Below are 13,321 nucleotides of genomic sequence, written 5' to 3'. Positions count from 1 at the left end.
TTCTTTACATTAATACTTAAATGGCAAGGTAGTCATTCCATAGAGTTCATGCATTAATTTTGTACTAATTTAAATCCTATGACCATCATATCGTCCAATTGTTCTGCATCAGCTTTCCAGTTGATAAAAGTTTTTTCAAGGGCAGCTTTTTGCTTGTCAAATGGCAGGGAGACATTTTCGAGCAATAGTTTTCGGAAGCGAGTGCGCTTGAATCGATTCCCTTCCTTATCAAATTGATTGGCAAACCCATCTGAAAATAAGTAAAAAACAGTTTCATGGTCGAATCGGATATAATGATCCTGAAACTGTGCCATTTTTTTATTGTAATTCAGTCCTATACTGGAGAAGTCTCCCTTGATTTCATCTAGCTGATTATTTTTTACCATAATAATCGGGCGTCTAGCTCCGGCAAAAAGCATATCAGGTGCCAACTTGCTGAAGCGGCAATAGGCAATATCCATTCCGTCATTGATTTCCTTATTCTCTCCACTTTGCAAAATATTGGTCATGATCTCGTTCAGTTCAGCCAGTACCTGAGATGGTGTCAGTTCTGGTTTTTCACTAACAATCTGTTGTAGATAATCCTTCCCTACAATGGATATAAATGCAGCGGGAACACCTCTGTTTGTGCAATCAATCAATGCAAAGTGGGTAAACTCTTCAGATTCATAAAGCCAATAGAAATCACCAGTTACGATGTCTTTTGGTACATCCAATACAAAAGATTGAGGGATAAGCCTGTCAAAATCACTTTGGCAATCAAGCAGAACTTTCTGAATTCGTCCGGCATACTGCAGGCTGCTTACCATTTTGGAATGGATTCGACTCATCTCAGCATTCTTGTCCTGTAGCTCTTTCCGTTTGAGTTCCAGTTCTAGGCTTTGTTTGGCTAATTCTGCAGTTCGTTCATTGACTTTTTCTCTAAGCAAAAGTTTGGTTTTCTCATAAGTATCAGCCCTGTATTTCAATAGGTAATACAGTGAAATGACTATAGTGACCAGAGATAAAGCAAGAAACAGTTTGGTGGCGTAAAATGGCTTTTGGATTTCAAAATGATAAACAGCAGGTATTTCATTGTATTTACCTCTCGCATTTCGAGCCTTTACCATAAACTGGTAATTTCCAGGTTCAAGGTTGGGGTAAACAGCAAAGCTTTGGTCTGATGGTGGAGACCAGTCTTCATCCAGTCCACTTAGTTTCCATTGGTAGCGAACCCGCTCAGGAATATTCATGCTGATCCCTGAAAAGTGAAAGGTGAGGTGATTCATATCATAAGGAAGTTGTAACCTGAAAGGCATTTGAGACCAGCTTTCAATTCCTTCAGCGTATTCTTGAAGGCTGATATTCTCAAAAAAGAGGTCAATACCTGTAAATTGTATGTCAGGTGGTCTTGTGACCAATATATCTTCATTGGGATTAATTCTGGTTAATCCATTCTTGGTTCCGAACCAGCTATATGCCTTTCCCGATAAGCCAGCATCTTTACTGACTTCCAAAGTGCTGAAACCTTCATTGCTTGTATATCGCTCGATTCTGATATAGTCATTTTCCAGTATGATCACCTTATTCATTCCTCTATCTGAACCGGCCCAGATATGTCCATATGAGTCAGTTGCCAAAGAGTAAATATTGGTAGAGATAAACTCTTCTTCTTCATAAGTAACGACTTTATCAGGATCGTTAAATGGGATTTTAGCTAGGCTATTTCCTGAAGTACCAATCCAGATATTTCCTTTAGCATCCTCCAATAGCGTGTTTATATATTTACTAGGCAGCCCATTGTTGTAGTGGTAGTGGTGTACGGAACTGTCCTGATTGATTAGGTATAAGCCATCTTGGTTACTCCCAACCCATAACCTGTTCTGTTTGTCTTTCAGCATACAGGATGTAGCCGAAATTCCTGAAAGAAAAGGGTAGATACTATCATTTTGGAAATAGTAGACACCACTATTTCCACCTATGTAGAGTGTGCCGTGGTGGATTGTACCACATGTGAATGTTTCATCAGTAGCTATTTGATGGCTTGAATTCAGGCTTTTCCAATATTTGTCGTGGGGACTTTTCCTAAAAACAGCATGTTGCGTAATTAGCCATAGCGCAGTACTGTCAGCAACCAGTTTAGGTGATTCACTGGATTGGATTTTTGGTGGCAATGGTTCCGAATGAATTTTATTAAGGCTGTCCAGCCATTGTAGGTGTGATGAGTTTGTCCAATACAGGAAGCCATTTGGTCCGTAAGTGAGGGAGTGTACATTGGCTTCTTTGGCACCATGAGTTTCGTTGTAGAAGGCAAAAGCAAAGTTGTTTAACCTAAATATGCCATCAGGTGTCGCAAACCAGATTCCACCTTCCAAATCTTCCAGCAGGTCATTAACAGTTTGGGATAAGCCATTTTCTTTACTGAGCCTGATTGTATCATTCCCTTTGATACAGTACACTCCATGTCCGGCAGTAGCCACCCAGACTCTTCCTTTACTGTCCTTTAGAACCTTATTGATATTAGAAAATGAGAGGGCTTTGTATTGAGTAGGAATTGTCAATTGTTGATTTTCCAGTACATATAAGCCTTGAGAAGTGCCTACCATCCATTTGCCTTCATGAATTTGGAGCAGACAATTAACTTTTTGATTGAAAGGGATTTTGAACAGGTAGTCACCATTATTGTTAAGCATCGATATGCCGTTATGGTTGGCATAAATCAGGTGGTGTTCTTCAGTAAAAGCATAAGCTGTTAAGCCTGCATCCATTTCTTCATGATAAACAGCTTGTGTCAATTGTCTTGTTAGGCGGCTGATTTGCCCCAAATTATCCAAAAACCAGATGTTGTGTTCATCATCAGTAGAAAGGGAAGAGATGGTAATCGGAGAGTCTGTGTGGTCAAGGAAACTGCTGATGTTATTGCCATCAAACTTATTGAGTCCATTAGTGGTGCTAATCCAGATATTGCCTTGGTTATCTTCGGCTATACCTGTCGTGAAGTTACTGGAAAGCCCTTTATGCGTATCAAATATTTTGAAATGGTGACCGTCAAACTGACATACGCCACCTTCACTTGTTCCGATCCAGAGTTTGCCTCGTCTATCCTGTAGCAAGGAGGTACAGTGGTTTTGTGAAAGCCCATCCTTATTGGTGTAGTGTGAAAAGTTATAAAGTTGCGCACATAACGATTGAGCAGTAAATACAAAGGACAGCAGCAGTATTAATGCAGGGACAGGTAGTGAAGGGTGATACATGGGTTGAGTAGGGTTGAAATGGGAACCAGTCTTCTAATATAAATTTAGCAGCCCTTGCGGAAAGGAAAAGAAAAAAGTGATATACCTCAGCTAAATCAGGATATGAAAGTCCGAATGGGATATTTTCTAGTGTCTTGAATACGGTTTATCCTCAACAATTGTAAAAAAATATGGTATAATATGTTGAACTTGGTAATATCACGGCGCAAATAATTGCACTTATCTAATTTTCAATTGAATTAAATACTTAAAAAACTATTCCACAGATAATGAGACATTACAAACTTTTAGGGGCATTCCTTTCATTGCTGATGATAGGCTTTCATGCTCACGCCAAGTATGAGATTGATAGAGTGGAGCCAACATTCTGGTGGACAGGGATGAAGAATCAGGATCTTCAACTGATGATCTATGGAGAAAAAATTTCAGACCTGAAGCCTGAAGTCAGTTATCAGGGAGTAACACTTAAACAAGCTATCTCAGTTGAAAGTCCTAATTACCTTTTTCTGGACCTTCACATTAGTCCTGAGACAAATCCTGGAAAGTTTGATATTCTCTTTAAGGATGTAAAAGGGAAGACAGTAAAGCGATATGCCTACGAACTGAAGGAGCGTTCCCAGAAAGGAGAGGAGTACAAAGGTTTTGACAATAGTGATGTCATGTACTTGATTACACCTGACCGTTTTGTAAATGGTAATCCTGACAATGACAATGTAGCTGGGTTAAAAGAACAGTCAGACCGTAACTTTAAGGGAGGTAGACATGGCGGTGATATTCAAGGAATCATCAACTCATTGGACTATATCAAGGATATGGGTTTTACAGCTATTTGGGTAAACCCTGTTTTGGAAAATGACCAAGAAACATACTCATATCATGGTTATTCTACTACAGACTTTTACCGAGTTGACCCTAGGTTTGGTACTAATGAGGAATACAAGCAACTAAGTGATCAGGCAGCATCGAAAGACATTAAGCTGATTATGGACATGATCCTGAACCACTGTGGATCTGAGCACTGGTGGATGAAAGACTTGCCTTCTTCTGATTGGTTAAACTATCAGGAAGGAGAGTTTGTACAGACAAACCACAAGAAGGCGGCAATTTTGGACCCTTATGCCTCAAAAATAGATAAGGAAAAATACTTTGATGGTTGGTTTGTGAAAACAATGCCTGACCTGAATCAGCGTAATCCATTGATGGCGAATTACTTGATCCAAAACACTATTTGGTGGGTAGAGTACTTGAACCTTGCAGGTATTAGAATGGACACTTACTCTTATCCTGATATGGACTTTATGGCTGAGTGGACACGCCGAGTTATGGAGGAGTATCCGAATTTTAATATTGTAGGAGAGGAGTGGTCAGAAAACCCAGCATTGGTTTCTTACTGGCAAAAAGGTAAAGAAAACTTCAATGGGTATGTTTCTTATTTGCCGAGTTTAATGGATTTTCCATTGCAAGGAGCACTTAAGAAAAGTCTTCAGCGTGAAGCTGTACAAGCTTATAATGGCGGTTTGAATACAGTATATGAAATGCTGGCCAATGATTTTCTGTATGCGGATCCTTTCAATTTGGTAATTTTCCCAGACAACCATGATATGGACAGGTTCTTTACCCAAGTCAATGGAGATGTTGGGCTGTTTAAAATGGGAGTGGCTTATGTCTTGACAATGAGAGGTATTCCTCAACTTTATTATGGTACGGAAGTGTTGATGCAAAATGAAGGTCATCCTGGTGATCATGGGATTATCCGTACAGATTTCCCAGGTGGCTGGGAAGGAGATAAAGTGAATGCATTTACAGGCGAAGGACTTTCAGGTGAACAGAAAGATGCCAAGGAATTTGTAAAGAGGTTACTTAATTGGAGAAAAGACAACAAGGCAGTACAAGAAGGTAAACTGACTCATTATGCTCCTGAGAACAATGACATTTATGTTTACTTCAGGTATAATGCAGACGAAAAGGTGATGGTTGTACTGAACAAGAGTAAAAACAATCAGACCTTAAAACTGGATAGGTTCAGTCAGTTGCTTGAAGGTGTTACGCAAGGTAAAGATGTAATTAGTGGAAAGTCTTTTGACATGAAAGACAGTATTGAACTGACAGCTGATAGTCCAATGGTATTGGAACTGAAGTAAGTTCAATAAAATCTTATATATTTAGTATTGAAAGGCTTCCTATTTGGGAAGCCTTTTTTCAATTGAGAAAGTGAGGGATATTAATATATCACGAGATTACTAACGCAGAGATATTGGAAATAAGTAATCAGGTTGTTGATTATCCTGATGAAGAATCGGGCGTAAACTATGTAGCTTTTACTGCATGTGAAAAGGAACAAGTCCCTGCTTTTGATGCAAGTTGAGTAGATAGCGTATTAGATAGACATAGGATTACCTTTGTTTTGCAATATTCTATGGATATTTTTGGTCTTTCAGTGAACAAAGGAAAAATGAATAATCAGGAAGTAGCAGAGAGACTAAAAGAACTGGGGATTAAGCTTTATGGATTGAAAGAGCTTGAGCCGTTACACAGACAGGTTTGTACGACATTGTCAAATATAGTGAGTAATGGACATGAGCTGTTGGGAGCTGCTTGGGTATTGGCGGTACATAGAGAAGGTCAGGCAGTTGGAATGGTATGCATTATTCAAGATAAGTTGCTTTTTATTGCAGGTATTCCAGCTAAAGGTAAGATGATTTCTGAGGAATATCCTTTTGAAACGATGACCGATTTATCAGTTGCTTTACACCCAGTCACCCATGTCACTGAAGCAATGAAATTACATGCTGGAGGTTTTGAGCTAATCATGAAAGGATTAAAAGGTTTTATTCCTTCTGACTTTGTTAAAACCCTTCAGGAACTGGAAAAATGCCCATTGAAGTAATTGACACAAACACATAAGATAGTTATCCAAGGGTAACTTTTGATATACCAATAGACAAACACAACAACATTTTTTATGTCAATACCAAAAATTAAAATAAAAAAGATACTCATTGCCAATCGTGGTGAGATTGCAATCAGGGTCATAAGATCTGCCAAGGAATTGGGGATTAAAACAGTAGCGGTCTACAGTGAAGCAGACCGCTTGGCGCCTCATGTAAGAATGGCAGACGAGGCTGTATTGTTGGGGCCTGCACCATCTGCACAGTCTTATCTCCAAATGGATAAAATTATCCAAGTTTGTAAAGACCTTCATGTAGATGCAGTACACCCAGGGTATGGTTTCTTGTCAGAAAATGCAATTTTTGCGAAAAAAGTAGCAGAAGCTGGAATCAAGTTTATTGGTCCTTCACCTGAAGCAATTGAGGTGATGGGTAGTAAGTTGGCAGCAAAACAGGCAGTTGCGAAATATGATATCCCTTTGGTACCCGGTACTAGTGAGGCGGTGGAAGATATTGACCTTGCTAAGAAAAAAGCAGCTGAAATTGGTTATCCTGTCTTGATAAAGGCTAGCGCAGGTGGTGGCGGTAAAGGTATGAGGATCGTCGAAAAGGAAGCTGACTTTGAAGAAGCAATGGAGCGTGCAGTAAGTGAGGCAGTTTCTGCTTTTGGTGACGGTTCTGTGTTTATTGAAAAATTCATTACCTCTCCTCGACATATTGAGTTTCAGGTGATGGGAGATGAACATGGCAATACAGTACACCTTTTTGAACGTGAGTGTTCTGTACAGCGTCGCCACCAAAAGGTAATTGAAGAAGCACCGTCTGCGATCCTAACTCCTGAGGTTAGAAAGGAAATGGGAGCATGTGCAGTCAATGTAGCGAAAGCATGTAATTACTTCGGGGCAGGAACAGTAGAGTTTATCGTTGATGATCAGCTCAATTATTACTTCCTTGAGATGAATACACGTCTTCAGGTAGAGCATCCTGTTACTGAGCAGATAACAGGTCTTGACTTGGTGAAGACTCAAATAAAAGTAGCAGAAGGGGAGCAATTGCCTTTTACACAGGAAGACCTTGAATTTACAGGACATTCGATTGAAGTAAGGGTTTATGCAGAAGATCCAGCAAATAACTTCTTGCCAGACATCGGTACACTACAGACTTATAGAAAACCTGAGGGAATCGGTATAAGGGTAGACGACGGTTATGAGGAAGATATGGAGATTCCGATTTACTATGACCCAATGATTGGAAAGCTGATTGCGACTGGTGCTACACGTCAGGAAGCAATTGAGAGAATGTTGAGAGCGATTGATGAGTACCAAATTATAGGGGTGGAAACAACTTTGAACTTCTGTAAATTTGTACTTCAACATGATGCTTTTGTTTCCGGAAACTTTGATACCAAATTTGTCGAAAAGTATTTTAATCCATCTGTTTTTGTGGATGCCGATCATTCGGAGGAAGAAGAAATCGCTGTAGCATTGGTAGCACATCTTTTGGATAAAGGAAATACAACTGCTGTAACTACTGATCAGCAAGTAGAGAAAGGCAGCAAAAGTAAGTGGAAATCAAGACTACGCTAATAAATAAGGAATGGCAGGGGAATCAGACTTCTGCCATATTTGGATAGACTGAATAATTGAGATGAACAAACTTTTGATGGTAGTAGGGGCCGCAGTGATATTGCTGTCGGCCGGATGTTCCAAGTCCGTGAATATTTCAGACGAAGACTTCGATATGTCTCTCTGGAAAAATGACAAGAACGGTTGCAAGGGAGAAAGGCTAACAATTTTGGATGATTTTAAAGCTGTAAAGGATGAGCTGTTAGGTGTAAATGAGCTTGGCGTACAGAAGTACCTAGGTAAGCCTGACTTTGTAGAACTGGCAAGCCGAAATGGCAAGTACTATGTCTATTTTGTTAGCACCGGAAAGCAGTGTGAAGGAAGTGGAGTGGAGATTACAGGAGACTACTTCCGTGTAAGGTTTACGCCACTCAACCTTGTAAAGGAAATTAGCTACCATAAAGGTACAGTAAACATTGCTCAGTAATTCATAAAAAAATCCCTTCTAAATAGCATAGAAGGGATTTTTTACTTTGGAAACAGTCGTCATTACTGACCACTCATTACCCTTACATTTTCAGGGTCATTGTGAAACAGTTCGAATATTTTGTCCCCACCATCTCTTTTAACCTTACAGGTTGAGAAGTACTCATCATCAACACTTACCACTTGCGCCCAGCCCAAAGGTTTGCTTCTCTTGACAAACTTTCCTTCAAGGTTAACACGTGATACATGCACCACTTTCAGCCATTGTCCTACTTTCAGTCCATTGTTTCGACCTCCAGTTACAACAATTTCTTTTGCATAGCCTCTTTTCTGTTGGGCAATTTCAAAGATTTTCATATCCAGCGGAAAGTGCTGGTCAACAAACCTGATCGTATGTGGGCGGGCATTTTTGAGGGCAGCGGTAATTGCAGCCTCAGGGCTTTGGTAAAGTCCATCAAACACCCAGTAGCCTCCAGATCGGTTGTCGAATACATCTGAACCCAAGATTTCACCTGTTTCTACATCTATGACTTTCATGGTGAACGAAACATGGGCATTGTATCCTGCCAATACCTTTCTTGTACGGTTGCGATACCTTTCATATCGGTATTGCGGATCGGCAGAGGCACTGCTTAGGTTGCCTGTGATAATGTATTGCGCACCAAGTTTTTTACCTTGCTCCACAACAAGACCATCAATAAAGCTTTCCCCTTTCTGCAAGTTCTCTTCCGAAAGAATATCGTCAAAATTGGAGCGGTCAACTACTCGAAAGCGGTTGGATTTTACGATACCATCCACAATCACTTCGGTTAAACTGTTGGCATAAGCTCTGGCTCCTCTTGTTATAGAGGATGTGACTGGTGTTACGGCGACTACTTCTTTGTCTTGTGCATAGCTAGTCCCGATAGTTAAAAGAATCAGAATCAATCCTGAGAGTACACGTCTCATTGTTATATCTATTTACTTATTTTAAAATGACACCTCAATTAATGAAATATTGGATAAAATTAAGGAATATTCCATGAAAATGTAGTCAGAAAACAGTTTCAGTCATAATCAGTTTCTTCTATGAAGTCACTTTGAAAACTTCTGTAATTGGTTTTTGTAACCTAGGTGTAATGGTTTTAGCTGTATTTAATAAAAGGACAAATAGCAAAGGCATTTTGGACAATTTTCTTTCTGAAAGTTGAAATCAGTAACTTGCACAAGATTATATAGAAGCAGACAATTTTGATTGTCAAGTTTCCCGTTTGTGGGAAATCAGATAGGATTAGCATAATTAATGAGCGAATGGAAAAGGGATTAATACCAGTTAAAGTAACCAGCAGAGCAGCCGAAGAGGTAAAGAAGATATTTAGCAACAAGCAGATACCGGATGGTTATAGGCTTCGTGTAGGAATGAAAGGCGGAGGATGTGGAGCTGCAGGATTTTTTCTTGGCTTTGACAAGGAGCAAGAGCATGACCAGATTTATGAGATAGAAGGACTTGAGGTACTGATTGACAAAAGACACATCATGTACTTGCTTGACCTTGAGCTGGATTTTGAAGAAAGGAGAGATGAACAGGGGTTTGTGTTCAATAAACCTTGATTTTACTAAAATTTCAAAAATTAAAGTGTTCTAAGTGGTTTCTGCATAGAACACTTTATAAATTGAAGGAAGAAGACTTTTGTACTGTAGCTTGTCGTGCAGTATAGGCACCTTTTTCAGAACAATCTAAAGTGTAACCCCTCAGATATTTCGAGAATATGAGTGAGCAAAATAATTCGCAGCGGATAGGTGTGATGTTACCATTGGTGATCGCAGTGTCGCTGTGCGTTGGAATGATTGTCGGCGGTGAGTTTCTAAGCCCTTCTAGACAGGGAGGTGGACTGGCACTTAATACTGGTAAGCTGGAACAAGTGCTGAACAATATAGACCAGTATTATGTGGATTCAATTGACAGTGAAGTTTTAACCGAAAAGGCGATCAAGGCTGTGATTGAAGACTTAGATCCTCATACTTATTATATTCCTAAAAATGACGTAGATATCGTCAATTCACAACTTCAAGATGGTTTTGAAGGGGTCGGGATTGAATTCAGGGTCTTTAGAGATACGGTAAAGGTCGTGTCCGTTTTGGCAGATGGACCTTCAGATAAAGCAGGCATTCGTTCAGGAGACAAACTGGTTTTGGTGAATGGCGAGACAGTAGCTGGTCCAGGATTGGATTCTGATGAAGTGGTCAAGAAGCTGAGGGGGAAAAGAGGAACAAAAGTCAATATAGGTATTGCAAGGAAGGGAAGTGACAATACACTTTATTTCAACGTTACGAGAGATAAAATTCCTACCCATTCTGTAAATGCTGCCTATATGGTGGATGAAAAGACAGGATATATCAAGATCAGCCGCTTTGGAACCAATACTTATGAAGAATTCAAGGAGGAACTTGATAAGCTGATGGAAGAAGGGATGAAGCAATTGGTTTTAGACCTTCGAGACAATGGTGGAGGATATATGGGACAGGCTGTTCAAGTGGTTGATGCACTTTTGCCAAAGGATAAGCTGATTGTATATACTGACGGAAAGGGTTCAGCATTTGATGAACATGAATACTCAAAGAACGATGGCTATTTTGTCAACCAACCAGTAATTGTATTGATCAATGAGCATTCAGCTTCAGCATCTGAGATTGTGACGGGAGCGCTTCAGGATCATGACAGAGCGTTGGTAGTTGGTAGAAGGTCATTTGGAAAAGGATTGGTTCAAAGGCAAATCCGTTTGCAGGACAATTCATTGCTTCGACTGACGATTTCCCGTTACTATACACCAAGTGGCAGATGTATCCAGAAGCCTTATAAAGGAGTGCAAAGTTATGAACAGGAACTGGAGGAGCGTTTTATGCACGGAGAGTACTTTGTGGAAGATAGTGTACAAGTGCAAGATAGTCTACAGTACAGAACCGTAGGTGGAAGGAAAGTATTTGGAGGAGGAGGGATCTTACCTGATGTCTTTATTGGAATGGATACTACTTTTTATACCAATTATTACCGTGATCTTCTTCAGAAAGATGTGATGAGGGATTTTGCCATTGAATATGCCAATGAGCATAGGGAAAGGCTGGAAGGCATGGGAATGAAGCAGTTCATTTCAGACTTTGAACTCGATAATCAAATGGTCAAAGAACTGCTGAATAATGCATTGGAAAATGAGGTGCATTTTAATAAGGCTGAGTTTGCATTGTCTCGGGACAGAATTCTGAGAGATACAAAAGAGACAATAGGAAGAGTGATTTGGGGAGATCAGGCATTTTTCCCTGTCCATAATCAAGGTGATCCCACTTTTATGCAGGCAGTACGCATGTTTGGTCAGGCAGAAGCATTAATGGGTGTTACCAAAACCAACTAAAAGACATTATATCTAACACTTAATATGATTCCCTTCAGCAGAAGTAAAGCTGTTGAAGGGAATTTTTTTTAACCTGAATTTAAGACTTTAGACTAAGATGGATAAAAGAGTTATATCGGGCGCTTTGGTAGTTGGAATTAGCTTTGTATTGGCGGGTATTTGGCAGCCAGCTACATTGCTTGAATTGACAGACCATTTGAATCAGGTAATAAGGTATAACTTTGGTCTGTTTTACTTGGTTTTGGGGCTTCTGTTAGTGGTATTCTGTATTTGGGTGGCAATGTCAAAATACGGGCATGTAAAATTGGGGGACGCTGATGATAAGCCAGAATACAGCCGTCTATCTTGGATTTCCATGCTCTATAGTGCAGGAATGGGGGCAGGGCTACTCCAAAGAGGCGTTCAGGAGCCTTCTTACTTTTTCTGGTATCCACCATCTGAAGCGGTTTCTGTAACTACCAATGCCATGAAATATGTGTTTTTCCATTGGGGACTAACAGCATGGGGCTTCTATGCTTTCTTTGGTTTGGTAATAGGATATTATCAGTTCCGGCTAAAGCAGCCAGCCTTAACAAGTACCGCCTTACCTAAAATTAACTCACCGAGGATACAAAAGTACTTCAAGTCTGGAGCTGACTTGCTGGCAGTGATCGCTACCTTATTTGGTGTCACGGCCTCATTGGGGCTTGGAACTATGCAAATAGCAGGAGGGATAAGTCAACTGTATGAGTTGGACTCCTTCAATTCACTGGCAATAGTCATGATCATACTGCTAGGGACTATTTCATTGCTCTCTGCTATGTCTGGCATTACAAAAGGTATCAAATGGCTCTCCAACATCAATATGACAGTGGCTTTGGCGCTGATGCTTTTTGTCTTGTTGGTAGGGAATAAGCAGGCTGTTTTTGGTGCTTTTGCTGAAGGAACGATAGCCTATGTGAGCGATTTTTTCAGGTTAAGTATTGATACAGGCTTCTTGGGAAGTGATTATAATTTTGTCCATGACTGGACTGTCTTTTATTGGGCATTCTGGTTGGCTTGGGCTCCTTTTACAGGGGTGTTTATTGCTAGAATTTCAAAAGGAAGAACAATACGGGAATATGTATTTGGAGTATTGCTTTTACCGACTATAGGCACGCTGGTATGGTTTGCCATTTTTGGCGGAAACATACTGAACATTTTGGATGCGAAAAGTCTTCAGCTGGAGCAAGGAGCTTTCACGAACCTATATACGTCCATGTTTGAGTTCTTTCAATACCTACCATTTAGCGAAGCCTTGAATTTGATCACTGTATTCCTGCTGTGTACTTTCCTGATTACCTCTATTGATTCAGCTACATTTGTATTGGGTATGATGAGTAGTCGGGGTGTAAACAACCCAAGTGGAAAGGTGAAGCTACTTTGGGGAATTATCATACCTGCCGTTACCATTATTTGTATTTATATAAGCGGGGATGAAGTGCTGAAAACGATGAGTAATTTGTTGGTGATAGCCGCATTGCCATTGGGTTTTCTGATGACCATTATGCTATTCGATTTTGTGAAAAAAATTCGGAAAGGAAAGTGAAATAAGGTAATAAAAAAAGGGAAACGCATTGCGAAACCCTTTTAAATTAAGTTAGTAACCCAAAAACTAACTATTTCTCATTGCTACTTTCTACTATAACCCTTATTTCTCTATATATATCTATTATCTCTTGATATCTTTCAAATTCCTTACACTACAAATTAACGTCATAAAATTCGAAAAAGTTACACCCTTT

The 13,321-nt window shown here is 39.9% G+C and carries 9 protein-coding genes; 7 read left to right on the top strand and 2 right to left on the bottom strand.

Going from position 1 to position 13,321, the window contains the following annotated elements; translation table 11 throughout:
• Window positions 1–53: 53 nt before the first annotated feature.
• On the bottom strand, window positions 54–3,233 hold the full coding sequence (locus V6R21_RS17905) for a two-component regulator propeller domain-containing protein (protein ID WP_334244957.1): 3,180 nt from the start codon (window positions 3,231–3,233) through the stop codon (window positions 54–56).
• A gap of 269 nt (window positions 3,234–3,502) precedes the next feature.
• On the opposite strand from V6R21_RS17905, the gene V6R21_RS17900 reads away from it, so the two are divergent.
• From V6R21_RS17900 to V6R21_RS17885, 4 genes are all read left to right on the top strand, one after another.
• Window positions 3,503–5,374 (top strand): glycoside hydrolase family 13 protein, encoded by a 1,872-nt coding sequence (locus V6R21_RS17900; protein ID WP_334244956.1) that lies wholly within the window; start codon window positions 3,503–3,505, stop codon window positions 5,372–5,374.
• A 311-nt stretch (window positions 5,375–5,685) separates the two neighbouring features.
• Window positions 5,686–6,120 (top strand): hypothetical protein, encoded by a 435-nt coding sequence (locus V6R21_RS17895; RefSeq protein WP_334244955.1) that lies wholly within the window; start codon window positions 5,686–5,688, stop codon window positions 6,118–6,120.
• Window positions 6,121–6,195: 75 nt separating this feature from the next.
• A complete protein-coding gene (accC, locus tag V6R21_RS17890) occupies window positions 6,196–7,707 on the top strand; it encodes an acetyl-CoA carboxylase biotin carboxylase subunit (RefSeq protein WP_334244954.1) in 1,512 nt (503 codons plus the stop codon).
• A 61-nt stretch (window positions 7,708–7,768) separates the two neighbouring features.
• A complete protein-coding gene (locus tag V6R21_RS17885) occupies window positions 7,769–8,173 on the top strand; it encodes a hypothetical protein (RefSeq protein WP_334244953.1) in 405 nt (134 codons plus the stop codon).
• Between the two features lie 62 nt (window positions 8,174–8,235).
• Here the strand turns inward: V6R21_RS17885 and V6R21_RS17880 are convergent, their stop codons facing one another.
• Window positions 8,236–9,120, bottom strand: coding sequence for a CsgG/HfaB family protein (locus tag V6R21_RS17880; RefSeq protein WP_334244952.1), 885 nt, complete (start codon window positions 9,118–9,120; stop codon window positions 8,236–8,238).
• 342 nt (window positions 9,121–9,462) lie between these two features.
• Here V6R21_RS17880 and V6R21_RS17875 point away from each other — a divergent pair, with 342 nt between their 5' ends.
• The 3 genes from V6R21_RS17875 to V6R21_RS17865 all read left to right on the top strand — a co-directional run bounded on the left by V6R21_RS17875 (window position 9,463) and on the right by V6R21_RS17865 (window position 13,125).
• On the top strand, window positions 9,463–9,762 hold the full coding sequence (locus V6R21_RS17875; RefSeq protein ID WP_334244951.1) for a HesB/IscA family protein: 300 nt from the start codon (window positions 9,463–9,465) through the stop codon (window positions 9,760–9,762).
• A gap of 158 nt (window positions 9,763–9,920) precedes the next feature.
• On the top strand, window positions 9,921–11,558 hold the full coding sequence (locus tag V6R21_RS17870) for a S41 family peptidase (protein WP_334244950.1): 1,638 nt from the start codon (window positions 9,921–9,923) through the stop codon (window positions 11,556–11,558).
• Window positions 11,559–11,655: 97 nt separating this feature from the next.
• The gene (locus V6R21_RS17865; RefSeq protein ID WP_334244949.1) at window positions 11,656–13,125 is read left to right on the top strand and encodes a BCCT family transporter; all 1,470 of its coding nucleotides are present in this window, start codon (window positions 11,656–11,658) and stop codon (window positions 13,123–13,125) included.
• Window positions 13,126–13,321: the final 196 nt, after the last annotated feature.

This window comes from Limibacter armeniacum (assembly GCF_036880985.1).
Lineage (GTDB): Bacteria > Bacteroidota > Bacteroidia > Cytophagales > Flammeovirgaceae > Limibacter > Limibacter armeniacum.
Note: the sequence above shows the minus strand (reverse complement) of the source record. Positions and strands in the feature narration are given on the sequence as shown.